Consider the following 23,847-nt stretch of genomic DNA (forward strand, 5'->3'; position numbering starts at 1 on the left):
AACACTCACACGGGGAGGGTCGCGGGCGTCACGGGCGATGTGGACGTGCGTGGTGACTGGCGTTGCAGTCGCACCGCGTTTGCGATGACGACCAGCGAAGAGAGCGACATGCCCAGCGCCGCCAGCCAGGGGCTAACCAGTCCAGCCGCGGCAGCCGGCAGCATCAGCAGGTTGTAGCCCAGCGCCCAGGCTAGGTTCTGACGAATCACGCGTTCGGCGCGCCGGGCGATCCCGATGCTCTCTGACAGACTTTCGAGCCCGAGTCCCATCTGGATCGCATCCGCCGAGACTGCGGCCAGCTGCGTGCCGCTGCCCATGGCGATGGAACCATGGGCACGTGCCAGTGCCGGCGCATCGTTCACCCCGTCGCCGACCATGATCGTGACGGCGCCGGCCCGGGTCAGGCGGTCGACGTGTTCGAGCTTGGCCTGCGGCGTCAGCCCGCCGTACACCTCGTCGATGCCCAGCGCCGCGCCGAGCGCCTCGGCGACCGCCGGAGCGTCCCCGCTGAGCATGACCGTGCGCAGGCGGTGCGCGCGCAGCGCGTCGATCAGCGCCGTGGCGCCGGGGCGCGGGGCGTCGTCGAAGCGAAATCGCGCCACGACGCCGTTGCCGTCGGCAAGGATCGCCTCGGTATGGCCGCCGTCGGCGTTCGATGGAACACCGCCACCAAGCCCCTGTGCATCCAGCCACGTCGCCGCGCCGAGCCAGTAGCGCACACCGTCCACCTGCCCCGAGATTCCGGCGCCCGGCTGGTTGTGCCGCTCAGTCACGGCGAGCGCCGCCCCTTGTCCGGCAGCCTCAACGATCGCCCGGGCCAGCGGGTGTTCGGAACCGCGTTCCAGCGCCGCGGCGATCGCCGTTGCGCGTGCGCAGTCAACCCCGGCCCGCGGCACGTCGACATCGATGAGTCGCGGCCGCCCGCGGGTGAGCGTGCCGGTCTTGTCGAAGACGATCGTGTCGGCGCGGGCCAGGGTCTCCAGCAGGCTCGGGTTCTTGACCAGAAAGCCGGCCGTCGTCAGGCGTCCGATCGCCGCCGTGACGGCCGCCGGCGTGGCCAGCGACAGCGCGCAGGGACAGGCGACGACCAGAACGGAAACGGTGACGGCCAGCCAGCGTTCCGGATCGATCCTGAGCCATACGAACGCGACCACCGCGGCCACGGCCACCAGCCCGAACACAAACCAGCCGGCGATCCGGTCCGCCAGCAGGGCCACCGCGGGGCGTGCATTCTGCGCCTGTTCGAGCATGCGCTGGATGCCGGCCAGAACCGTTTCGTGCCCGGCCCGCTCGACACCGATGACCAGCGGCTGATCGACGTTGACGCTGCCGGCCACGACCGGGTCGCCGGGCCGCTTGGCCACCGGGCGCGACTCGCCGGTCAGCAGAGATTCGTCGACGGCCGAGGCCCCTTCGATCACCCGCCCGTCCGCCGGCAGGGTCGCCCCGGGGCGAATCCGCACGCGGTCGCCCGGCGCGAGTCGCCCCGCGGCCACGTCGGATTCCGTGCCATCGGCGGCGATCCGGGTGGCGATCATCGGCCGTGCGTACAGCAACCCCTCCCCGGCCTCGATCGAGCGCTTGCGCGCGGCGAGTTCCAGGTAGCGGGCGCCCAGCAGAAAGAACGTGAACATTGCGACGGAGTCGAAATAGACCGCGCCCTCGCCGCGCCAGGTGTGCCAGACGCTGGCGGTAAACGCGAGCGCAATGCCCAACGCCACGGGAACATCCATGCCCGCGCGTGCATTGCGCAGGTCCGTGATCGCGCGTTCGAAGAACGGCCGTGCCGAGATCAGCAGCACCGGCAGGGTCAGCAGCAGACTGATCCAGGTCATCAGGCCGCGCAGGCCGGGGTCGATGCCCCAGAAATCGCCGCCATACAGACCGATTGCCAGCATCATCACCTGCATGCCGAACACACCGGCCACACCGAGGCGGCGCAGCTGGGCGCGGCGCTCGTTTTCCAACAGCGCCTGCTGGTGTTCGGGATCGTAGGGATGGGCGCGATAGCCGATGCGCTCGATTGCGGCGAGGATCTCGCTCAGGCGAATGCGCGTGGGGTCCCAGCGCACCCGCGCGCGATGGGTCGCGTAGTTCACGCTGACGGCGGTCACGCCCGGCAGGGCCATGACGTGCCGTTCGTTCAGCCACACGCAGGCCGCGCAGGTGATGCCTTCCAGGATCAGTGCCGCCTCCCGCTCGCCCGCGCCCGGGGCGCTTACGAAGCTGCGCTGTACCTCGGCATCGTCGTAGGCCAGCAGCTCGCGCAGGTGTTCGGGAACGATCTCGGCGGCGGTCGCCGCCGGGCCGCTCCGGCGCCGGTAGTAATCGCTCATGCCGGCATCGACGATCGCGCGCGCCACCGCCTGGCAGCCGGCGCAGCACATCGGCTGCGCGACGCCGGCGATGGTCGCGGTCAGGTCGAGGCCCGCCGGAACCGGCTCGCCGCAGTGATAACAGGTCGATGGCGTGGCCATACTCTCAATACATCCGAATATTACCAATCGTTAATTGACACAGGTCAATTTCAATCTGTTATGTTGACTGTATCTTTGCGCCAGATTAACCGCGCGCAACAACGCAACGCATCAGAATTGGGGGGTACATGGTCCTAAACCACGTTCTGGGTCTGTTTACAAATCCCCGCGCCGAATGGCAGCGCATTCGTGACACCGAATGCACCGTCAGCCAGTGCATCATGGGACACGTGCTGATCCTCGCGGCCATTCCGCCGATCGCCGGATATATCGGCACCACGCAGGTCGGCTGGACGATCGGCGCCGGCGACCCGGTCAAGCTCTCCAACACCAGCGCCGGCATGATCGCGATCGCGTATTTCCTCGCGATGGTCATCGGCGTGATGGTCATGGGACGCATGATCGCCTGGATGGCCGAGACCTACGACGTTAAGGTTGGCTTCAATCGCGCCCTCGCGCTGGCCGCCTACACGGCCACCCCGATCTTCCTGGTCGGCATCTTCCAGCTCTACCCCGCACTGTGGCTCAACTTCCTGGTCGGGCTGCCGGCGCTCGCCTACGTCGTGTTCCTGCTCTACATGGGCGTGCCGGTGATGATGGAGATTCCGGCGGAACGCGGGTTTCTGATGTCCAGCGCGATTCTCGCCGTGGGCTTGGTCGGCCTGGTGTCGTTGCTGGCCGCCACCGCGATCCTCTGGGGTCTCGGCTTCGCTCCCGCGTTTACGAACTGAGCCGTCCGGACCGCCGCCGCAACACACGGCGGGACGGTCCGGGTGACGACAGCCTTTCTGGTCTTTATGAACGTTAAGCTCCGAGGTACGGCATGGCCGAAGCAATGACATATAACGACAAAGTCGTGCGCCAGTTCGCGATCATGACGCTGGTGTGGGGCATCGTCGGCATGGCGGTCGGCGTCTTCATCGCGGCCCAGATGGTCTGGCCGGCGTTGAACTTCGATCTTCCGTGGTTCAGTTTCGGACGCCTGCGTCCCCTGCACACAAACGCCGTCATTTTTGCGTTTGGCGGGTCGGCGCTGTTCGCGACGTCCTACTACATCGTGCAGCGCACCTGCCATGTCCCGCTCTTCGCGGGCGGGCTCGCGGCGTTCACGTTCTGGGGCTGGCAGCTCATCATCGTGCTCGCGGCTGTCTCGCTGCCGCTCGGAATCACGACTTCCAAGGAATACGCCGAGCTGGAATGGCCGATCGACCTGCTGATCACAATCGTCTGGGTGTCCTATGCGATTGTCTTTTTCGGCACGATTGCGAAGCGCCGCGTCGAGCACATCTACGTCGCGAATTGGTTCTTCGGCGGATTCATCGTCGTCGTGGCCATGCTGCATGTCGTCAACAGCGCTGCGATCCCGGTCAACTGGCTGAAATCGTATTCGGTCTATGCCGGGGTCCAGGACGCCATGGTGCAGTGGTGGTACGGCCATAACGCGGTGGGCTTCTTCCTGACCGCCGGCTTCCTCGGCATGATGTATTACCTGATTCCCAAGCAGGCCGATCGCCCGGTGTATTCGTATCGCCTGTCGGTCGTGCACTTCTGGGCGCTGGTATTCACCTACATCTGGGCCGGCCCGCATCATCTGCTGTACACCGCGCTGCCGAACTGGGCGCAGTCGCTGGGCATGGTGATGTCGCTGGTGCTGCTCGCACCAAGCTGGGGCGGCATGATCAACGGCATCATGACCCTGTCCGGCGCATGGGAAAAACTGCGCAAGGACCCGATCCTGAAGTTCCTGATCGTGTCGGTTTCCTTCTACGGCATGGCGACGTTCGAGGGCCCGATGATGTCCATCAAGACGGTCAACTCGCTGTCGCACTACACCGACTGGACGATCGGGCACGTACATGCCGGCGCACTGGGCTGGAACGGGTTTATCTCGATTGGCGCCCTGTACTACCTGATTCCAAAGCTGTTCAACAAGCCTTTGTACTCGATGAAACTCGTCGAGACGCACTTCTGGATCGGCACCATCGGCATCGTGCTGTACATCTCGGCGATGTGGATTTCCGGGATCATGCAGGGCCTGATGTGGCGCGCCGTGAACGAGGACGGCACACTGACCTACAGCTTCGTGGAAAGCGTCCAGGCCATGCACCCGTTCTATCTGATCCGGTTTGTGGGCGGCGCGATCTTCGTCATCGGCCTGCTGCTGATGGCCTACAACGTCGTGAAGACGATTCGCGGTTCGAAACCCGTGCCGGTCGCCGTCCCGGCTCCGGCGCACTGAGGGGCGGTCCATGGGCATTCAAGCAAAAGTTGAAAAGAACACGGGCCTGCTCCTGATCCTGTCGCTGCTGGTCGCAGCGGTCGGTGGCGTGGTCCAGATCGTTCCGCTGTTTTTCCAGCACTCGACGACGGAGCCTGTTGAGGGACTGAAACCCTACTCGGCTCTGCAACTGACCGGCCGCGACATCTATATCCGCGAGGGCTGCTACACCTGTCATTCGCAGATGATCCGGCCGTTCCGGGCGGAGACCGAACGCTACGGGCATTACTCGGTCGCCGGCGAGTTTGTCTATGACCGTCCGTTCCAGTGGGGCTCCAAGCGCACGGGTCCGGATCTGCACCGGGTCGGTGGTCGCTACTCAGACGACTGGCATCGGGTTCACATGATCAACCCGCGGGACGTTGTTCCGGAGTCGGTCATGCCGGGCTACCCGTGGCTGGAAACCACGCCGGCAGACGACGGCAGCATCCAGGACAAGATGCGCACGCTGAACCTGTTGGGTCACGGCTATACCGACGCCGAGATCGCCGCTGCCCCCGGTGACCTGGAAGGCAAGACCGAGATGGACGCGATGATCGCGTACCTGCAGGGTCTGGGCACCGCGGTGAAGACGCGTCGCTGAAGCGGCCCGCCCAATGTTCGAACAGTTTCACAGCGTGTGGACCGTGGTGATGCTCATCACGTTCATCGGAATCGTGTTCTGGGCGTTCAGTCGCCGACGCAAGCAGGATTTCGACAAGGCCGCGCGAATTCCGTTCGAAGACGACTGACTTTAACGGCCCGACTGCACCCTTGATCAGGGGAGAATTTCCGTGTCTGACTTTACAAGCGATTTCTGGAACTGGTTCATCGCCGGCGTCACCATCGTTTCCTTCATCTGGCTGATCTACCTGCTCATTTCGCAGTCGAAGGTCAAGGGGCCGAAAGGCGGTGGCCAGGCTGAGGATATGGGCCACGTCTGGGACGAGGATCTGCGCGAACTGAACACGCCGCTGCCGAAATGGTGGCTGAACATGTTCTACATCACGATCGTGTTCGGCGTGGTGTACCTCGTGCTGTATCCGGGGCTCGGCACCTTCGCCGGTGTGCTCGGCTGGACGCAGGAATCGCAGTATCAGGAAGAACTGGCCGACGCGAAGGCCGAATTCGGCCCGGTGTTCGAGCGCTTCACCAAAACCCCGCTCGGCCAGCTTGCAAAAGACCCCGCCGCGCAGAAGGCCGGCGCGCGCCTGTACGCCTCGTATTGCGCGGTCTGCCACGGTTCTGACGCGCGCGGTGCAACGGGATTCCCGAACCTGCGCGATGCCGACTGGCTGTATGGCAGCGACGGCGAGGCGATCCGGACCAGCATCGGCGCGGGCCGCGACGGCGTCATGCCCGCCTGGGAAGGCGCGCTTGGCGGCGCCGAAGGCGTTGATCAGGTGACGGCTTATCTGCTGACCCTTTCCGGCCGCAAGCCGCAGGGCGAACTGGCCAATGCGGACGTCACGCAGGGTCAGATGAAATACGGCATGTTCTGCGCGGGCTGTCACCTGCCCGACGGCTCGGGCAACGCCGCACTGGGCGCGCCGAACCTGGCCGACGACGTGTGGCTGTATGGTGGTTCGGTCCGGGCGATTCGTGAATCGATCGCCAAGGGACGCGCCGGACGCATGCCGGCGCACAACGAGTTTCTCGGTACCGACAAGGTCCACGTCCTGAGCGCGTACGTTCTGTCGCTGTCGCAGAAGTGATGGACCGCTCGGTTCCCGTCCGTTGTGGCGGAACGCCGGCCCTCACCACACAGCTGGTTGCCGCCGTGCTCTGGCCATCGTTTCTGGTGGCCGGCGCGGCGACCGGGCTGTTTTTCACGCTGTTCGATCCGCAGATCATGTTCGCGGATTACGACATCTCGCGCCTCGGAGCTTATAGCCTGGGATTTTTCGCGTTCTGGCTGATCGCGGCCCTCTCCTGCGCCGGTGCGATCTATTTCGCCCGACCCTGCCCGGGTCCGCAGCGGCGCGGTCGCTGAGCCAATCGCCGGTCGCCGGTGGCCGTCGGCGAGCGCCGACGGCAGGCCTTCGCATCTCACCATGCGGTCGCAATCCGACAGTGCTACTGTCTGGCCCTGAAATGCGTTCGTTTGCCGTACGATCGTAGCCGATCGGTACTGGCCCGCCCGGCACTAGTGTCCTGAACGAATCTGAAGAGTCCGGCACGATGACTGACCAAGCCAACGCCCAGGTGCTCGACGCCGAGGTCGAGCAGGCCCTCTACGCCAAGCGCGAAAAGATCTACCCGCGACAGGTCAGCGGACTGTTCGCGCGCCTGCGGGCACTGGCGGTGATTGCGCTGCTGGGCGGTTATTACTTCGTGCCCTGGCTGCAATGGGGCGGCCGTCAGGCCGTGCTGTTCGATCTGCCCGCGCGCAAGTTCTACATCCTCGGTGTGGTGATCTGGCCGCAGGACCTGATCTACCTCACGGCGATGCTGATCATCTCCGCCCTGTCGCTGTTCTTTTTCACCGCGCTCGCCGGGCGCCTGTGGTGCGGCTATGCCTGTCCGCAGACGGTCTGGACCGAGGCGTTCATGTGGATCGAGCGCAAGATCGAGGGCGATCGTGCGAAGCGCATGAAGCTCGACAAGCAGCCCTGGTCATGGAAGAAGCTGTCGATCAAGTCGTCGAAACACGCCGCCTGGCTGGCCTTCGCACTTTGGACCGGCTTCACGTTCGTGGGCTACTTCACGCCGATCCGCGACCTGGCCGACCGCCTGTTTCCGTATGCCTGGGGTGGCTGGGAGACGTTCTGGGTGCTGTTCTACTCGTTTGCGACCTATGGCAACGCCGGCTGGCTGCGCGAGCAGGTCTGTATCTACATGTGCCCATATGCGCGCTTTCAGAGCGCGATGATCGACAAGGACACGCTGATCGTCTCCTACGATGTCGAACGCGGCGAACCACGCGGCGCACGGCGACGCACCGCCGACCTCAAGCAGGCGAAGCTCGGCCACTGCATTGACTGTTCCATCTGCGTGCAGGTGTGCCCGACCGGAATCGACATCCGCGACGGCCTCCAGTACCAGTGCATCGGCTGCGCGGCCTGCATCGACGCCTGCGACGAGGTCATGGACAAGATGGGCTATCCGCGTGGTCTCGTGCGCTACACGACCGAGCACGCGCTGGAAGGAAACCCGACCAAGATCCTGCGCCTGCGCGTGCTGATCTATGCGGGCATCCTGTTTGCGCTGACCGTCGCCGTGGGCTGGTCGCTGTTCGTGCGCGATACGACGGCACTCGACGTGATCCGCGATCGCAACTCGCTGTTTCGCGAAACCATGGATGGTCTCATCGAGAACGTCTACACCCTGAAGCTCATCAACAAGGACGCGCACGCCCACACCTACCGGGTCAGTGTGCACGGCCTGCCGAACCTGGTGATGAAGACCGATCACGAGACCTCGGAGGTCGCCGCGGGCGAAGTCGTGGAATATCCTGTGCGGGTACAGGTTGAACCCAATGCACTCAACGAGCGCAGCGTGGATCTGCGCTTCGTGCTGAGCGCGGATGACGATCCTTCCATCCAGATCGTCGAGGAAGCACGTTTCGTCGGGCCACGGCCGGGCGAGTGGTGATGTCGGTGGCTGCTGCAACCATGCCCCGATCCTCGACGCCCTGGTACCGGCAGCCGCTGGTCTGGCTCGTCGTCGGTATTCCGGCTGCGTCCGTCGTGTTCGGTATCGCGATGCTGATCGTGTCGATCCGAACCTTCGACGCCCCCGTGGTTGACGACTATTACAAGCGTGGCAAGGAAATCAATCGCCAGCACGCGCGCGATGCACGCGCCGCCGCGCTGGGCATCGCCGGCGATCTCGCAGCGGAAAATCGCGTGCTGCGGGTTCGGCTGACCGCGGCAGATATGGACGCCCTGCCCCGCTCGGCGCAGATCACGCTCTGGCATTCCACGCGCAGTGAGCACGATCATGTACTGATCGTCCCGGCAATCGGTGGCGGCCAATATGAGACACCCCTGCCCGAATTGATTCCGGGTGTTTGGAACGTCGAACTCGCCACGGCCGACTGGCGAATCACCGGGCGCTGGCAACCCGCGAGCGACGCGGCCATCGAACTGAAGCCGTTCGCCGGGGGCTGAATGGATCCGGTCGCGCTGACCACAGTCGCGCTGTGGCCGGCGTTTCTGGCGGGCCTGCTCGGTTCCGTGCACTGCCTGGGCATGTGCGGCGGGATTGTCGGTGCATTCACCCTTGGGCTGCCTGCCGGCATTCGCCAATCCTATCCGCGCCTGCTGCCGTATCTGCTCGGCTACAACGCAGGGCGGCTGCTCAGCTATGTCGTGGCCGGCCTGATCGTCGGCTGGATCGGCGGACGCCTGCTCGGTGCTGTCGCCGGCGCGCAGTCGCTGCGGGTCGGCGTGACGATCTCCGGTGTGTTCCTGATCGCCCTCGGCCTGTACATCGGCGGCTGGTGGCGGGTGCTGATAGGGCTCGAACGCGTTGGCGCCGTGCTCTGGCGGCACGTGGAACCACTCGGGCGGCGCTTTCTGCCACCGCGCTCGCCAATGCAGGCCATCGTGTTGGGCATGGTCTGGGGCTGGCTGCCCTGCGGGCTGGTCTACAGCACGCTGGTCTGGACGCTCGCCGTTCCAACCGCCGCGGACGGCGCGCAGCTGATGCTGGCGTTCGGTCTCGGCACGCTGCCCATGCTGCTGATGATGGGCGTAGCGGCCGAGCGGCTCGCACGTTTTGTACGCCAGCCGATTGTGCGCAGCGCCGCGGCACTGGTTCTGATCGCGTTCGGCGTGTGGGCGCTGTGGCAGGTCGCCAGCGGTGCGCCGCTGGGCTGTGGCCCGATCGGTTGCCTGAACCCGGCGGTCTGAGTCGGCCCATGGCGGCACGGGCTTCTTCGGGCCGCGCAATGCGGCAGAATACTTCGCCCATGGAGCCAGCCCTGCCGAATCATGGAATCACGCCCTAAGCGTCGGTCGCGATCACCTCGCCGTTCAACCGAACAGAGCGTGGATTCCGCGTCCGCGGTCGGCGACCCCGGCGATCACAAGACGCGGCAGCGCAGTCACCGGCGCCATCGGCATCGGCCGTGGTGGATGCGTCTGCTCGGGCTGGGTCGAAAGCGGCGCGAGCATCATCGGCGGCGTCGCCACCGCCGCGAGAGCGACGAATCCCAGCCTGATCCGATCGACGCGGACAGCGACGCCGAGATGAGCGAGACCGGCCAAACGGCTGTGGACGCGGCGGCGGAGGTCCATGAGACCAGCCCATCGACCCGCGAATCGAGCGACGTCAGCGATTCAGATCACGCAACCACGGGTGAACATCGCTCGCGACGGCATCGTCGACGCCGCCACTCGCGGCACGGTCGGCGTCGACGTGCCGCGCGGAAGTTCGGCCAGCTCGGCATGCTTGCGCTTGCCGCGGTCGGCATCGGCGCAGTGGTCGCCATTATCATCGGTCTGCGTTTTGGCCACGACGCCGATCCGCTCACAGTCGCCCGTGCAGCCCACATCCGCGCCGACACGACGATCGCCGTCGAAACACTCAAGGGGCGTCTGCAGACCGCGCCGGACGATCTCGAGGCGCGCTGGCTGCTGGCGCAGGTCTATCTGGAAAGTGGCGACGGCGCATCGGCGGACAAGGAACTGCGCATCTTCGAGCGGCGTTTCGGTTCCGGGCCCGTGGAGATCCGTGAAGGTCTGGGGCGCGCGCTGCTGCGGCAGGGACTGTACGACCGGCTGCTGCGCGAGATTCGCCCGCTGCTGGAGGACTCGCCACTGGAACGGGCGCGCATCACGTTGCTGCGCTTGTCTGCCCAGCTTGCACTGGGGCGGATTGAGCAGGCGGGATACTCCGCCGACATTATTGAACGGCTGCGCGGCACGACCTGGGAGGTGCAGGTCTCGCGTGCGCGCGTCGCGCTGGCCGACGACAAGGCCGAGACCGCACTCGGCCTGCTGCGCGGACTTCAGGGCGACGACGCCGTTCACCCCGAGGTGTACTTCTTTCGCGGCGAGGCGGAGCGTCGCCTCGGCAGGTTCGAACGTGCGATCGAAGAGTATTCGACGGCAATCACCCTGGACGGCAGCTATGCGCCCGCGCGCGTGCTGCGCGCGGTGATGCATCTGCGTGCGCATCGTCCGGAACCGGCCCTGACTGACCTGGACAGCGCGCTGCGCACCGACCGGCGCGATGTCACCGCGCTGGTCATGCAGTCACTGGCACTGCTGACCCTGGGCAACATCGCCGACGCGCGCAAGGTTGCCGAAATCGGGCTCGCCATGCAGGCCGACAACGAACACGCAACCGTGCTGATGGCGCTCGCGGAGTTCGCCAGCGGTCTGTACGGGCGCACGCTGAGCCTGCTCGACACCTATCGCAAGTTCCATGTCGAGGAGCCCGCGGTCCAGCGCCTCTATGCGATCGCCCAGCTCAAAAGCGGCGATCTCGACGGCGCCACGAAAACACTGCAAGAAACACTCGCGCTTTACCCGGATGACGAGCAGGCCCTAGCCCTGCTTGGCCATGCCTACCTGAACGCCGGGCGGCTGACCGAGACCACCGAGGCGCTCGAACGGGTCGTCGCCTTGCGCCCGGAACTGGCGGAGAGCCGCGCCGCACTGGCCACGCGGCTGCTCGATGATGGTCCCGTGGATCTGATCCGCGAGATTACCGATACGATGCTCGAACGAGCCGACCTGGATCGCTACGTTCGGGCCCGCGGCCATGCCGACAGCACCCGCCCGCAGCGGCTCGCCGGCGGCGCGGGTCTGGTGGCGGATGCCGGCAGCGCCGTGCCGGCCTATGCGATCGAACGCACCATCACGATCCTGCGTCAGCTCAACGCAAACGACGATGAGGACATCGAGCGGGTGTTGCGCAACGAAGCGCTCGCGGACCCGCGGCGTCTGACGGCGATGCTGGCGCTGGTCTACGCGCGCAAGGGTCAGTATTCCGATGCACGAGATGTCGCGGCGAAGCTGGATGGCGATACGACCACCAGTCCGGCGACGGCGTACCTGGTGGGCGTCATCGAGGCGCGTGCCGGTGACGTGGCGGCGGCACGCAGTGCGTTTGCCCGCACCGTCCGAGCGAATCCCAACTTCGTCGGCGCCTATGTCGCGCTGGCACGGCTGGCGACGGCCGAAGGCGACTTCGATGCTGCGCGCCAGCATCTGGAACGCGCGCTGGCGGTGGACGCCAGCGACCCGGCCGCGGCCGTCGCGCTTGCCGAACTCGAATCGGAGCACGGCGATCCGCGCAAGGCGATCGCGGTACTGGAACCGGCCTTCCAGGCGGACCCGGGCAATCTGAATGTCGCGCGAGCACTGGTGCAGCACCGTCTCGAGCTTGGCGAAAGCGATCCGGCCTTCGCAGCGTCTGAAGCGACCTTCAATCAGCGCCCGCGCGAAGCCTCCACCCTGCTCCTGCGTGGGCTTGCCGCGCTGGCGAGCGGGCGCCTGAACAAGGCCGTTGAAGACCTCGACAATGCGACCAGTCTCGCACCGGCGTCGGCCGCGACACGAGTTGCCTACGCAACGGTGCTCAGCGTGCTCGGCAACGAAAACGCCGCTGCACGTGAGCTGAGCCACGCAGTGGAACTGGAACCTGGCTTTGTGCCGGCCCGTTTCGCTGAACTCGACCTCGCACTGCGTGATGAGCGGTTTGATGATGCGAAGTTGCTGGCGCGCCGGATTGGTCGTCAGTTCAATCAACCGATCGTCGGTGCGCAAGCGCGTGCCGAGGTGGCGCTGGCGACCGGCGATCTCGACGCGGCGGAACAGGCTCTGGTCGACGTGCTGGCGGCGGAACCCACGCGGATGCGTTCGGTGGCACTGTTTCGACTGCGCCGCCTGACCGGGCAGCTCGGCACCGCCTACGCGCCGCTGGCGCAATGGTTGGCCAGTCATCCGTCGGACAATGACCTTCGCGTCATGCTTGCCGACGCGTATCGCGACGATGGTCATATCGAGTCAGCGAGCAGCCACTACAGGGACGTGCTTGCGCAGTCGCCGGATCACCTGGGAGCACGACTGGGTCTGGTTGACTTGGAAATCGAACGCGACCCGGGCGCGGCACTGAACCTGGCACGCGACGCCTATCAGTCCCATCCAGACCGGATCGAGGCGATCGCAGCCTACGGTCGGGCCCAGTATGTCGCGGGTGACTTGCAGTCCGCGCAGTCGCTGCTGGCGCGGGCGGTGGGGGCGCGACCCTTCCATGCGCCGTATCGGTTTGCGCTCGCGCGCACGGAACTCGCGCTCGGCAACCGCGAGAATGCACGCCTGCACCTGCGTCAGTTGCTGTTGGAGCAGCCATGGTTCGAAGCACGCGACGAAGTCGAGAAGAAGCTTGCCGAGGCAGCCGCCGAATGATGTGCGCGTCTGGTCTCAGGACGCTCATGGTCATTCTGGTCGCGGGGTCACTCGGCGCATTTGCAGCCCCGGCGCATGCCCTGTTCGGGTTCGGCGGCAAGGACCCGGCCAAGATCCTTCGCGATGTCGAGGCCGATCGGGCCGCCGGCGATCTGACCACCGCAATCATCGAACTCAAGGACCTGTTGCAGGAGTTTCCGGATCACGCCGGTGCCCGGCGCACGCTCGCGCTTTCCTATCTGGATGTCGGCGACGGTGCGGCAGCGGAGCAGGAACTCGAAAAGCTGTCGCGGGCGCTGGGTACCAGCGATGCGGCATTTCAGATCGCGCTCGGTCGTGCCTATGTATTGCAGGAACAGTTTCGGCGGCTGCTGCTCAGAATCGATGCGGATCCGGGCTTTGCGCCCGCCGACCGCGCCCTGATTCATATCCTGCGCTCGCATGCGAATACCGGACTGGGCGATACCGCTGCCGCACGTGCGGAGATCAACGAAGCGATCAAGCTTGATCCTGGCAACTGGCAGATCAAGCTCGAGCTGGCCCGCATTTCTCTTCTCGACGGCGATGCGAACGCCGCGGTCAAGCACGTGGAACAGGTCGGCAACCCGATCGCACAGCTGTTTCCGGTGCGCATGATAGCCGGCGAGGCTTATCAAGCAGCGGGCGATCTCGACAAGGCTCGCCGCGCGTTCGATGCGGTCGTGCAACTCGCGCCCGAATACCAGCCTGCGCGTCTGCGCCGCGCCTGGGTCGCGTTGCTTCAGCGCGATACGCGCACGGCGCAGGTCGATCTCGACTTTCTGCGTGCGCAGAATGCAGAGCCCATCCTGGTTCGACAGTATCAGGCAGTTGCGCACTATGTGGACGGTCGGTATGCGGAGGCTGAACAGACGCTGGAGTCTCTGCTGCGTGACAAGCCGAATGAGGCAGCCGCCTCGCTGCTGCTTGGGATGACCCGACTGGAACTGCGTAACTGGTCCGGCGCCTTGGAGCGTCTCGAACCCTATGTGCGGCAGTTTCCGGACCTGCGTGTGGCGCGCATGGCACTGGCCGAGGCGCTGATCGGCGGCGGACGTGCGGCGGACGCCATCTCGATTCTGGAGGATTACCGCAAGTCACACGGCGATGATGCGGAACTGGCAAAGCTCGTTTCGCGTGCGTATGTCACGATCGGCCGCTTGGATGAAACGCTTGCGGTCATGCGCGACGCGCTCGAGAGCCATCAGGACGATCCAGTGCTGGCCGCCCAGGAGAGCCTTGCAAGAATCGCCTCTGGCGAGGTCAACGAAACGATAGCGGAGTTGAACGCCCGGATTGTCGCACGGCCCGACGACCTGCCGACCCTGGTCGCGCTGGGGGCCGTACGCCTGCATCGCAAGGAATTTGCACAGGCGCGCGAACACCTGGAGCGCGCGCTGGTGCAGGCGCCGGAATCGCCGCGGGTACTGTTGCTGATCGCGTTGTCGCACCTCGCCGAATCGCAGGCCGAAACGGCCGAGACCTATATCGACCGCGCCGCGGGCATGGGCATTGACGTGGTCGCGCCCCGCACGCTGCTGGCGATGCTGTATCTGCACCAGGAGAAACTGGATGCCGCCGAAGCGCTGATCGCCGGACTGATCGAATCGAGGCCCGGCGAGGCGGGCCTGTACAACCTGCATGGGATCGTGCTTGGCATGCGCCAGAACACCGTGGGCGCTCGTGCGAAGTTCACGCGCGCGATCGAACTGCAACCGGCGTTGATCCCGGCGTACATCAACCTCGCCAGGCTGGAGATCGATGCGAAACGGCCGGACTCCGCGCGTCAGCACTATCTCGCCGCATTGCAGTTCGCCCCGACCGATTCGCAGATCCTGAACCGGCTCGCTGAACTCGATGCGCTGACGGGTCATCCCGGCGCGGCGCTCGATAGACTTGAGAACATCTGGAAGCGCGACCCTGGCAACCGGGAAGCGGCGCTGCGCTATCTGCGCCTGCTGGTCGCGCGACGGGATCTAGCCGAGGCCGTACGGGTTGGCAAAGCGGTCGCCGATCGCTTCCCGGACACGGCCGAGGTACAGCGTCTGCTGGCAATCGCCAGCCTGGAACGCGGCGAGGTTCGCACTGCGCGCGCGGCCTTGGATCGCCTCATCGCGCTCAGCGCCGATCAACCCGATGGCTACTACCTCAAGGCCCGTCTGGAGATTGGCGAGCAGCACGAGGACCGCGCACGCACGCTGTTGTCAAAGGCGCTGGAACTCGACCCCACCCATGTGCCGGCCGTGGAAGAACTCGCGCGAATCGAGTGGCTGGCCGGAGCGCGCGATCGGGCACTGGACCTCGCCGTCGACCTGCAACGTCGGCTGCCCGAGCGTGCCGCGGGATTCACGCTGGAGGCCGCATTGCTCATGCAGGGCGCGCGTCCGCTGGATGCCGCCGCCCGATTCGCTGACGCGATGGATCGCGAACCCACCGCCGCGCTGGCGGTACGCCGTGCGGGTGCGCTTGAGGGCGGCGGTCGACCAGACGATGCAGTGGCGGTGCTTGATGATTGGCTCACGCGCGAGGCGACCAACGCGCATGTTCGCGAAGCACTGGCCCTGCTTCAGCACCGGCTGGGCCGCAATGCGGCTGCGATTGCGGGCTACGAGCGGCTGCTTGAAGACCACCCGAAACATCTGGGCGCACTGAACAATCTGGCCTGGCTGTATCACGCACAGAAAGACCCGCGTGCCCTGGAGTTTGCCGAGCGCGCGCGTGTCGTGTATCCCGAGCACCCGAGCGTGCTCGACACGCTGGCCTGGATCCTGTTTGAAACCGGCGACAAGACCCGTGCGCTCGCGCTGTTGGACAAGGCGGTCGCACTCAGGCCGGACAATGCCGTATTCCGCTATCACCGTGCCGCCGCCCTTGCGCATGCCGGGCGCAATGCCGAGGCACGGGCTGAGCTTGAACGTGCACTGCACGACGAGCGCTTCGTCGACGACCGCGTCGCCGCGCAGGCCCTGCTCAGGCAACTGCGCTGATCGACCGGTGCAATTGCTGCAATGGCAACCGGGACCGGTTTCGGCCCATCTGCCACGTCCGGGTGACGTGGACGTATGGCGCATCGATTTCGCCGCGATCGCGGCCGATGCGTCGCTTGCCCTGCTCGACGCCCGCGAACGTGCGAGACTGGAGCGACTGCGCGGCGAGCGACATCGGCAACGCTACTCGGTGTCGCACGCAGGGCTGCGCAGCGTGCTCTCACGTTACTGCGATCTGCACCCGGAACAGATCGGGTTTCAGTTCGGTCCGCGCGGCAAGCCGGCACTGGCCGATCATCCAGAGGTTGAATTCAACCTGACCAACAGCGGCGACCTGGCGCTGGTCGCGGTGAGCGCGGTCGCGGTCGGTATCGATCTCGAATGGCTGAAGCCGCAACGCGAGTTCGTTTCGATTGCCAAGCGCATGTTTACTCCGGAAGCTGCCTCGGCCGTTGCGAGTCTGGCCGGCGATGCGCGCACCGAGCGCTTCTACCAGGAGTGGACCTGTTTCGAGGCCCGCGTGAAGGCGATCGGCAGCGGACTGTTCGCCGATGAAACGCCGGCCTGGCCAGCGGTCAATTTCACGCCGGCGGCCGGTGCGGTCGCCGCCGTGGCGATCGAGCATGCCCCTGCCCGCGTTCGCGGTCTGCTGCTCACGGATCGAAACGCATGAGGGTTCATCTGCGCGCGCTGGGCTGCCGCCTGAACGAGGCCGAGCTTCAGCAATGGAGCCGTGGCTTTGCGGCCGCGGGCCATGATCTGACGGATGCGGTCGAACAGGCGGACTGGATCGTACTGAACACCTGTGCCGTCACCGGCGAGGCCGGTCGGCGTTCGCGACAGTTGATACGACGGGCGCAGCGTGCAAATCCCGACGCGCGCATCGCGGTCAGCGGCTGTTATTCAAGCCTGGAGCCCGACGTGGTGGCCGCACAGGCGGGTGTCGACCTGGTCGTTCCAAACTCCGAAAAGGACCGGCTCGTCGATCTTGCGCTGCGCGCATTCGTTGACGCACCGGCGCCGTTGGCGCGTGCCCTGCAATCCGCCGCAGCACCCTATCCGCGTACGCGCACCCGGGCCTTCGTCAAGGTTCAGGACGGCTGCCGCTATCGCTGCACCTTCTGTACCGTGACGCTGGCCCGCGGCGCGGAACGCAGCCGTGCGCCAGCCGAGATCATCGATGAGATCAACGCCGCAGTCGCCGCGGGCGTGCTCGAAGTCGTTCTGACCGGGGTGCATCTGGGCGGCTACCAGTCGCAACGCATCGACCTCGCCGGACTCGTGCAGCGCATCCTCAGCGAAACTGACATTGCGCGACTGCGGTTGGGATCCGTGGAGCCGTGGGATATTCCGGATCGACTGTATGCCACGTTGGAAAACCCGCGCTTCATGCCGCATCTGCATCTGCCGCTGCAACACGGCACAGACGGGTTGCTGCGCCGCATGGGGCGACGTACGCGCACCAAGGCGTTTCGTGAACTTGCCGCCCGTCTGCGTGAGGCACGTTCGGGACTGGCGCTGAGCACTGACCTGATCGTCGGCTTTCCAGGCGAAACCGCTGCGCTGGCCGAGCAAAGCCAGGCCTTTGTCGAGTCGATCGGGTTCGACGACCTGCATGTGTTCCCGTTCTCGCCACGTACGGGTACGGCGGCGGCGGATTTCCCCGAGCGTGTCGAACCGGATATCCGGCGCGCGCGACTGCGCGCGCTGACGGCACTGGCGGCGAGCCTGCGATCTGCCGCACGTACGCGAGCCATTGGCGCGAGCTTCGATGTGCTCTGGGAAGGCCATCGCACGACCACCGCGGATGGCGAGGTCTGGATCACGGGACTCGCGCCGAATTATCTGCGCTGCGCGCTGCGCCTGCCCGCAGCCGATGCAGCGCGGCGTCTGCGAACGCTCGAGCGCGTGCGCGGGGTGATATCCGATGACGGCGCGGACCGTCTGATCGTGCAGCCGATCTCCATCCCTGACGCCCCGTGAACGAGCGGCAGCGCGACCTGTTTCTGTGGCAGTGGTCGCGGCGACGGCGGCGTGGACGTCGCCGTGTGGGCCTGATCGGCGCACTGCTCGGCGCGCTCGGCGGACTGGTGTTCGCGCTGATGCTCGGCGCGGACACTTCGGGCACGTCGAGCCGTGGCGGCGCTGATCTTCTCGCGCAGATGCGTTCCGGCGGCGCACTTCTGTTGACTTCGGTGACCGTGTTCGCCGCGCTGGCCTGGGCGCTGGCGGACCGAACCTTCGCGCGATTCGAGGGCATGTATCAGGGGATGTTGGCCGGGGGCGCCGAGCCGCCGGCTCACAAGCCGCAATTACGGCGCGGTGAGCGCTGGCCGGCCGTCCTAGTCGGGGTCACGATGGCGCTTCTGGCCGGGACCATCCTTGCCCTGATCATCGCCTTCGGCTGACGGCCTGACAGACCGAGAGTGGGCCTGTCGGCGAAGACCATTGCCGATCTGTACAAGGATCGCCAAGGGGCTTTTCTTCAAGGCGCTCAAACCGAACCTGAAGATCCGCGTCTTCGTAGGCAACTCAGCGAACGCCGTGCTCACGCAGCTCCATCGTCAGCTGGCGGTCGCTGCGCAACTTAAACCCAACGGCCTCCGCGATACCCGGGGCGGTTCACTAGTAGGGCATGGAGCTGAATGGATTGAGCAGCGGATCGTGGATCGGGTCCAGCGTGTAGCCGTCCGTGGGCATCGGACCATAGGGGTAGGTGGCCGGATAACCGTTCATGCTGCCCCATGGGTTCGCGGGCGGCGGCTGGCCGCCGGCGGCGCCATAAGGATCCGACGGCGCCGGTGGCGGGCTCGGTGGCGTCCACGCAGGCGTTACTGCGGACGCATGACCCGGCCATGGGCTGGCGGTCGGTTGCCGGGCCTTCTCGGCTTCGCGGCGCTTTTTCACCTCGTCACGAAACACGTAGACCTTCGGGTCCAGCGCCGACGGCATGTCGCCCTCGACCGAATCGCGAAAGATCCAGCGCGGCCCTTCCGGCGGTTTGGGCGGTGCCAGGGTTGAAAATGCCGGTGGAGGGGGCGGTGGTGGTGGAGCCGGCGGCGGCGCCAATCCGTAGGCATGGCTCCACGGCGAGACCGTGCCTGAGCCTGTGGCCGGCGCTGGAACCGATCGATCCCAATCTGCGGCGAATGCCGGCAGGCCCGTCAGCGCGGCGGCCAGCGCAATCGATCGGCAGTCAGCGAAGCAGTTGGGCACGGTCTTCTGGCGGTCCTGGCAGCATGAGACCTTCGGCCGGCTCGTCGAAAGGGAGAAAACCCATCGCCGCCGGGGATTCTGGGGCCTGATTATAGAACCCGGGTTCGGTGTTGGTCAGTCGGCGCGCGTGCTCAGGCGGCGCGGGAAGCTCCGCGGGGCGCTCCCAACCATACGAACCTGAATCATCGTAGAGGTTCAAATCGGCCGGCGGGTACAGCGGCGCAAGCGATGCCCGACTTGGTGGTCGCGGCGGCAGCGGCAGCCCGTAGGGACCGGGGGGCGGCGGATAGGGATGCAGCATTTCGACGTCGGCCGGTTCATCCGCCCGATAGACGAATTCCGGGTTGCCTGCCGCACTGCCGCGCGCGTTCACGAGCACGGCAGCGCCCAGCGCAACGGCCAGGATCGTGGCGGGCCTGGAGATCATCCGCTCGACGGGCCGCCGTCGTCGTCCAACTCCGTTTTCAAACGAATGCCGCGACGACTTCCGCCCTTTCGCACCGGAACCGTCGGTCGCCGAGCGACCTGTGATTTCACCGCCGCTGGCCGTACGGGTGCCGGCGTCGTGGCGGCGGCCGTAACAGCCGGCGGCGTTGTGCCTTGTTTGGCACTCGCCTTCGTCGGGACGGCTTTTGCCGCTGCCCGGGGCTGCGGCCGCACGGCAGCCGGTTTCGCCGGCTCGGTGCCGGAGCGTCGCGCCACGGCCGTTGGACGCGGAGCCTCGCCGCGCGGTGCCGCTGTCTGGACCGGCGCCGGTCTTGGCGTGCCCTGAGTTTCGGGTGACGACGACGAAGCCGCCGCACCGCCCGCTGCGGGCGCGCTACCGATGGGCGCGGGCTTCGGCGCAGGCGGCTGGGCCGGGCGCGGCTGTGCGGAAACGGGCGGCGGCGCAATCGGGTGTGGCGCCCGCGGCACGGGCGGATGCGGTGGTACGCCGCCGGCCGGGGGCGTGCCGCCGGCACCGGGTACCGTGCGCGCCTTCGGTTTGCGCCAGCGCGCAATCAGGCTACGAATGGATTCCATGGCCAGCATGCCGAGGGCGCGAACGATGTAGTAGGTCCAGCTGATCACCGTGATCAGTTTCGACCACAGGCTGACCCATAGCGGCGTGCCGGCCGCGGCCGCCGGCCGCGGTTCAGTTGCCGGACGCGCCGGCGCCGCAGATGCGTCCGAAGTGACCGGCGCAACGGTGCCGACAACCTCGTACATCGCGTACTTGGCCTTCACACAGCCCAATGGAACAACGATCAGGGTCAGCATCGTCGATACGACGACGCCGGCCATGAGCGAGATTGCCATGCCCTGGAAGATCGGATCGGTCAGGATCACGAAGGCACCGCCCACCAGTGCAAAGGCGGTGATGAGAATCGGGCGCGTACGCGTCTTGCAGGACTCGACCACGGAATCTTTCAGCGTCGCGCCTCGACGCATTGCATTGATGGAGAAATCCACCAACAGGATGGAGTTGCGCACGATGATGCCGGCGAGCGCTATCCAGCCGATCATCGATGTCGCCGTGAACTCCGCGCCAAACACATAGTGGCCCGGAATGATGCCGAGCAGGGTCAACGGAATCGGCGCCATGATCACGGCGGGAATGCGGAAGTTGCCGAATTCCATGACGACGAGGAAATAGATCAACATCAGCGCGACCATGAACGCCGCGCCCATGTCGCGGAAGGTCTCGTAGGTGACGGTCCACTCCCCGGTCCATTCGATGAACGATTGCGTGTCGTTCTTTGGCACGTTGAAGTCCAGCCAGTAGGCGGCGTCACCGAGTGCGACGCCATCCGGCGTCCGGTAGCCGTCCTCGCGCATGAGGTCCTGGACCTGGAACATGCCATAGACCGGCGCGGCGAGATCGCCGGCGACGTCGCCCACGACATACTCGACCGCGCGCAGATCCTTGTGGAACAACGTCGCGTCCTGCTGCGCGCGCACGAAGCGTCCGAGTTCGGCGAGCGGTACCGTGGGTCCACCCGAGGTCGGAATCGGCAGCTGGTTCAGGCGCGAAATCTCCGAACGTGTCGCGAGCGGCACCTGGATCACGATATTGATCGGCTCGTTGACGCTGCCCTGCTTCACATCGCCAAGACTGAAGCCACCGAGCGCCATGGCCAGATTGCGGTTGATGGTCTCCACCGAAATTCCACGGCGAACGGCCTTCTCGGTGTCGACTTCAAAACGCCAGTAGTCGTAGGGCTCCGACATATAGTTGTCGGCATCGACAATGTTCGGGGCGCGCTCGAAATAGCCGGTGACCTCGGTGGCGACCTTGCGCCGGACGTGGTCACTCGGCCCGTGGATATCGGCGACAACCGATTGCAGCACGGGCGGGCCGGGCGGCATCTCGACAACGGCGATTCGCGCGCCCAGTTGCTGCGCCATCGGTGTGAGCAGTTCGCGAGCGGCCTCGGCGATCTCGTGACTGGACCGGTCACGCTCGGCGCGATGCAGCAACTGCACCTGCACCTCGCCCTGCCAGGGCTGCTCGCGCAGGTAGTAGTGACGGACCATGCCGTTGAAGTCGAACGGCCGCGGGACGCCCACATAGGTCTGCACGGCCGTGACTTCCGGAAAATCCCGCAGGGTTGCCGCGAACTGATAGGCAAGGTTCGCCGTGACCGGTAGCGAAGTGCCTTCAGGAAAGTCGATCGTGACGCTGAACTCGGGCTTGTTATCCAGCGGCAGCATCTTCACCTTGACGGCCTTGACGTAGAACATCGTGCATGCAAGCGCGAACAATGCCCACAGGACCAGGTTGAACATCCGGCGTTTCTTTGGATGATCGATCAGCGGCACCAGCACCCGCTCGTAGATGCGGCCGAGCCGCTCCGCTTCGCGCGCCTCGCGCTCGTGCGCGACGGTCAGATAACTCATGCGCGGGCGCAGCGCGCCGTGATGCGCCAGATACGGCACGAACATGAACGCCGCGAACAGCGACAGGATCATCGCGACGATGCCGAGTGCCGGAATCGGCTCCATGTACGGCCCCATCATGCCGCTGACGAATCCCATCGGCAGCAGGGCTGCGACCACGGTGAAGGTCGCGAGAATCGTCGGGTTGCCGACCTCGCGCACCGCGTCCACGGCGACATCGATGTCGGTATTCGTGTCGTGCAGCCAGCGGCGGTAGATGTTCTCGACCACGACGATCGCATCGTCAACCAGGATGCCGATGGCGAAAATCAGCGCGAACAGCGATACACGATCGATGGTGTAGTTCATCACGAAGGCCGCGAACACGGTCATCAGGATGACGACCGGGATCACCATGAACACGACCAGGGCGGGACGCACGGCGCGGAACGCCCCCACCACCAGCAACACGACGGCGCCGGTTGCGATGAACAGTTTCAGGATCAGACCGTTGACCTTGTCACGCGCCGTTTCGCCGTAGTTGCGGGTGACTGAAACACCCACGTCACTGGTCAGCAAGCCGCCTTCCAGCACCTCCACCTTGGCGATGATGTCCTCGGCGACCTGCACGCCATTGGTGCCCTTCTTCTTGGCAACGGCGATCGTGACGGCCGGCGCCCCGTCGGCGAGATCGATACCGGCGTCAGCCCTGCCGGTGAAATAGTTGACGATCTGGCTGGCGTCCTCCGGGCGCTGGCGAACGTTCGCCACGTCGCGGACGTAGACCGGAGAACCGTTGTGGCTGCCGACGATGAGTCGGGAGACTTCATCGGCGCCGCGCAGAAACGAACCTGTGGTGACGGTCAGTCGCGAACCGCCGGCCTCCACTCCGCCGGCACTTTGTTCGACGTTCGCTGAACGGATGGTCTGCGCCACCTGATCCAGGCTGATGCCGAACCCGGCCAGCCGATCCGGCGCGACCTCGACGACCACCTGCTCGCGCCGGCCGCCGACGACAAAGCCGTTGCCCGTCTCTGGAATCTCCTTTATCTTCTGCAGCACCTCGAATGCAAGGATGCGCAGCTGGCCATCGTCGACCTCCGGCTGTCCGTCGCCATTGACGTCACGGCCCCACAGCGTGATGTTGACGATCGGCACATCGTCGATACCCTTGGCCTTGACCAGCGGTGGGTCCACGCCGGGTGGAACGATGTCCATGTTGGAATCGAGCTTGTCATTGATCTTGACGAGCGAGTCTTCCATCTGCTCGCCGACTTCAAACTGCACCGTCACCACGCCCTGTCCGCGTTGGCTTGCGGAGTAGACGTGTTCAACGCCGGGAATCTCGAACAGGATTCGCTCCAGCGGTTCCACCGCCAGGCTTTCAACCTGCTGCGCCGGGGCGCCGGGGTACGACACGAAGATGTCGATCATCGGCACGGAGATCTGCGGATCCTCCTGCCGTGGCGTCAGCATGAGCCCCATGATTCCCATCGCCAGACAGGCGAAATAGATCAGCGGCGTCAGCGGCGACTCGATGAACTTGCGCGCCATGTTGCCCGCGAAACCGAGGTTCGGCTTCGCGTCGTGCGACTCGCTGCTGGTAGGGGTGTGGCTCATGAAAAAAGATCAGTCAATGCCTGCGTGTGTCGGTGACCGGCCGGCATATC

The 23,847-nt window shown here is 65.6% G+C and carries 18 protein-coding genes; 14 read left to right on the top strand and 4 right to left on the bottom strand.

Features of this window, described 5'->3' with window-relative positions; all coding sequences use genetic code 11:
- Positions 1–5: 5 nt before the first annotated feature.
- Positions 6–2,477: a cadmium-translocating P-type ATPase gene (gene cadA, locus KDG50_11430; GenBank protein ID MCB1866035.1), complete on the bottom strand. Its 2,472-nt coding sequence runs from the start codon at positions 2,475–2,477 to the stop codon at positions 6–8.
- Between the two features lie 128 nt (positions 2,478–2,605).
- Here cadA and KDG50_11435 point away from each other — a divergent pair, with 128 nt between their 5' ends.
- From KDG50_11435 to KDG50_11500, 14 genes are all read left to right on the top strand, one after another.
- Positions 2,606–3,208, top strand: a complete 603-nt coding sequence (locus tag KDG50_11435) for a YIP1 family protein (protein MCB1866036.1) — start codon at positions 2,606–2,608, stop codon at positions 3,206–3,208.
- Between the two features lie 92 nt (positions 3,209–3,300).
- Positions 3,301–4,716: a cytochrome-c oxidase, cbb3-type subunit I gene (ccoN, locus tag KDG50_11440; protein ID MCB1866037.1), complete on the top strand. Its 1,416-nt coding sequence runs from the start codon at positions 3,301–3,303 to the stop codon at positions 4,714–4,716.
- Between the two features lie 10 nt (positions 4,717–4,726).
- Positions 4,727–5,338, top strand: a complete 612-nt coding sequence (gene ccoO, locus KDG50_11445; GenBank protein MCB1866038.1) for a cytochrome-c oxidase, cbb3-type subunit II — start codon at positions 4,727–4,729, stop codon at positions 5,336–5,338.
- A 13-nt stretch (positions 5,339–5,351) separates the two neighbouring features.
- Positions 5,352–5,486 carry a cbb3-type cytochrome c oxidase subunit 3 gene (locus KDG50_11450; protein ID MCB1866039.1) on the top strand — a complete coding sequence of 45 codons (135 nt, stop codon included), beginning with the start codon at positions 5,352–5,354 and terminating at the stop codon, positions 5,484–5,486.
- Positions 5,487–5,522: 36 nt separating this feature from the next.
- Complete coding sequence (ccoP, locus tag KDG50_11455; protein MCB1866040.1) at positions 5,523–6,449, top strand: cytochrome-c oxidase, cbb3-type subunit III; 927 nt, start codon at positions 5,523–5,525, stop codon at positions 6,447–6,449.
- Complete coding sequence (locus tag KDG50_11460; protein MCB1866041.1) at positions 6,449–6,727, top strand: hypothetical protein; 279 nt, start codon at positions 6,449–6,451, stop codon at positions 6,725–6,727. The genes ccoP and KDG50_11460 overlap by 1 nt, the downstream gene beginning before the upstream one ends.
- Before the next feature lie 188 nt (positions 6,728–6,915).
- On the top strand, positions 6,916–8,328 hold the full coding sequence (ccoG, locus tag KDG50_11465; GenBank protein MCB1866042.1) for a cytochrome c oxidase accessory protein CcoG: 1,413 nt from the start codon (positions 6,916–6,918) through the stop codon (positions 8,326–8,328).
- A 20-nt stretch (positions 8,329–8,348) separates the two neighbouring features.
- On the top strand, positions 8,349–8,846 hold the full coding sequence (locus KDG50_11470; GenBank protein ID MCB1866043.1) for a FixH family protein: 498 nt from the start codon (positions 8,349–8,351) through the stop codon (positions 8,844–8,846).
- Positions 8,847–9,590, top strand: a complete 744-nt coding sequence (locus KDG50_11475) for a sulfite exporter TauE/SafE family protein (protein MCB1866044.1) — start codon at positions 8,847–8,849, stop codon at positions 9,588–9,590.
- A gap of 138 nt (positions 9,591–9,728) precedes the next feature.
- Positions 9,729–13,097 (top strand): tetratricopeptide repeat protein, encoded by a 3,369-nt coding sequence (locus tag KDG50_11480; protein ID MCB1866045.1) that lies wholly within the window; start codon positions 9,729–9,731, stop codon positions 13,095–13,097.
- Positions 13,094–16,102, top strand: coding sequence for a PEP-CTERM system TPR-repeat protein PrsT (gene prsT, locus KDG50_11485; GenBank protein MCB1866046.1), 3,009 nt, complete (start codon positions 13,094–13,096; stop codon positions 16,100–16,102). The genes KDG50_11480 and prsT overlap by 4 nt, the downstream gene beginning before the upstream one ends.
- A gap of 7 nt (positions 16,103–16,109) precedes the next feature.
- A complete protein-coding gene (locus tag KDG50_11490; GenBank protein ID MCB1866047.1) occupies positions 16,110–16,775 on the top strand; it encodes a 4'-phosphopantetheinyl transferase superfamily protein in 666 nt (221 codons plus the stop codon).
- Entirely contained in the window at positions 16,772–18,085 is a 1,314-nt protein-coding gene (locus KDG50_11495; GenBank protein ID MCB1866048.1) for a MiaB/RimO family radical SAM methylthiotransferase, read from the top strand. Before KDG50_11490 ends, KDG50_11495 begins: the two co-directional genes overlap by 4 nt.
- Positions 18,082–18,510, top strand: coding sequence for a hypothetical protein (locus KDG50_11500; GenBank protein MCB1866049.1), 429 nt, complete (start codon positions 18,082–18,084; stop codon positions 18,508–18,510). The genes KDG50_11495 and KDG50_11500 overlap by 4 nt, the downstream gene beginning before the upstream one ends.
- 217 nt (positions 18,511–18,727) lie before the next feature.
- Here the strand turns inward: KDG50_11500 and KDG50_11505 are convergent, their stop codons facing one another.
- Genes KDG50_11505 through KDG50_11515 form a run of 3 tightly spaced genes read right to left on the bottom strand, consistent with a single transcriptional unit; the run spans position 18,728 to position 23,797 of the window.
- Positions 18,728–19,318, bottom strand: coding sequence for a hypothetical protein (locus tag KDG50_11505; GenBank protein MCB1866050.1), 591 nt, complete (start codon positions 19,316–19,318; stop codon positions 18,728–18,730).
- Positions 19,299–19,745 carry a hypothetical protein gene (locus tag KDG50_11510; protein ID MCB1866051.1) on the bottom strand — a complete coding sequence of 149 codons (447 nt, stop codon included), beginning with the start codon at positions 19,743–19,745 and terminating at the stop codon, positions 19,299–19,301. Before KDG50_11510 ends, KDG50_11505 begins: the two co-directional genes overlap by 20 nt.
- On the bottom strand, positions 19,742–23,797 hold the full coding sequence (locus tag KDG50_11515) for an efflux RND transporter permease subunit (GenBank protein ID MCB1866052.1): 4,056 nt from the start codon (positions 23,795–23,797) through the stop codon (positions 19,742–19,744). The genes KDG50_11510 and KDG50_11515 overlap by 4 nt, the downstream gene beginning before the upstream one ends.
- Positions 23,798–23,847: the final 50 nt, after the last annotated feature.

This window comes from Chromatiales bacterium, from assembly GCA_020445605.1.
Lineage (GTDB): Bacteria > Pseudomonadota > Gammaproteobacteria > JAGRGH01 > JAGRGH01 > JAGRGH01.

What these genes read in the sequence shown, in the direction of transcription:
- cadA (MCB1866035.1), bottom strand. Translation starts at nt 2,477, where the DNA reads ATGGCCACGCCATCGACCTGTTATCACTGCGGCGAGCCGGTTCCGGCG.
- KDG50_11460 (MCB1866041.1), top strand. Translation starts at nt 6,449, where the DNA reads ATGGACCGCTCGGTTCCCGTCCGTTGTGGCGGAACGCCGGCCCTCACC.
- KDG50_11495 (MCB1866048.1), top strand. Translation starts at nt 16,772, where the DNA reads ATGAGGGTTCATCTGCGCGCGCTGGGCTGCCGCCTGAACGAGGCCGAG.
- prsT (MCB1866046.1), top strand. Translation starts at nt 13,094, where the DNA reads ATGATGTGCGCGTCTGGTCTCAGGACGCTCATGGTCATTCTGGTCGCG.
- KDG50_11435 (MCB1866036.1), top strand. Translation starts at nt 2,606, where the DNA reads ATGGTCCTAAACCACGTTCTGGGTCTGTTTACAAATCCCCGCGCCGAA.
- KDG50_11450 (MCB1866039.1), top strand. Translation starts at nt 5,352, where the DNA reads ATGTTCGAACAGTTTCACAGCGTGTGGACCGTGGTGATGCTCATCACG.
- ccoG (MCB1866042.1), top strand. Translation starts at nt 6,916, where the DNA reads ATGACTGACCAAGCCAACGCCCAGGTGCTCGACGCCGAGGTCGAGCAG.
- ccoO (MCB1866038.1), top strand. Translation starts at nt 4,727, where the DNA reads ATGGGCATTCAAGCAAAAGTTGAAAAGAACACGGGCCTGCTCCTGATC.
- KDG50_11510 (MCB1866051.1), bottom strand. Translation starts at nt 19,745, where the DNA reads ATGATCTCCAGGCCCGCCACGATCCTGGCCGTTGCGCTGGGCGCTGCC.
- ccoN (MCB1866037.1), top strand. Translation starts at nt 3,301, where the DNA reads ATGGCCGAAGCAATGACATATAACGACAAAGTCGTGCGCCAGTTCGCG.
- KDG50_11470 (MCB1866043.1), top strand. Translation starts at nt 8,349, where the DNA reads ATGCCCCGATCCTCGACGCCCTGGTACCGGCAGCCGCTGGTCTGGCTC.
- KDG50_11475 (MCB1866044.1), top strand. Translation starts at nt 8,847, where the DNA reads ATGGATCCGGTCGCGCTGACCACAGTCGCGCTGTGGCCGGCGTTTCTG.
- KDG50_11515 (MCB1866052.1), bottom strand. Translation starts at nt 23,797, where the DNA reads ATGAGCCACACCCCTACCAGCAGCGAGTCGCACGACGCGAAGCCGAAC.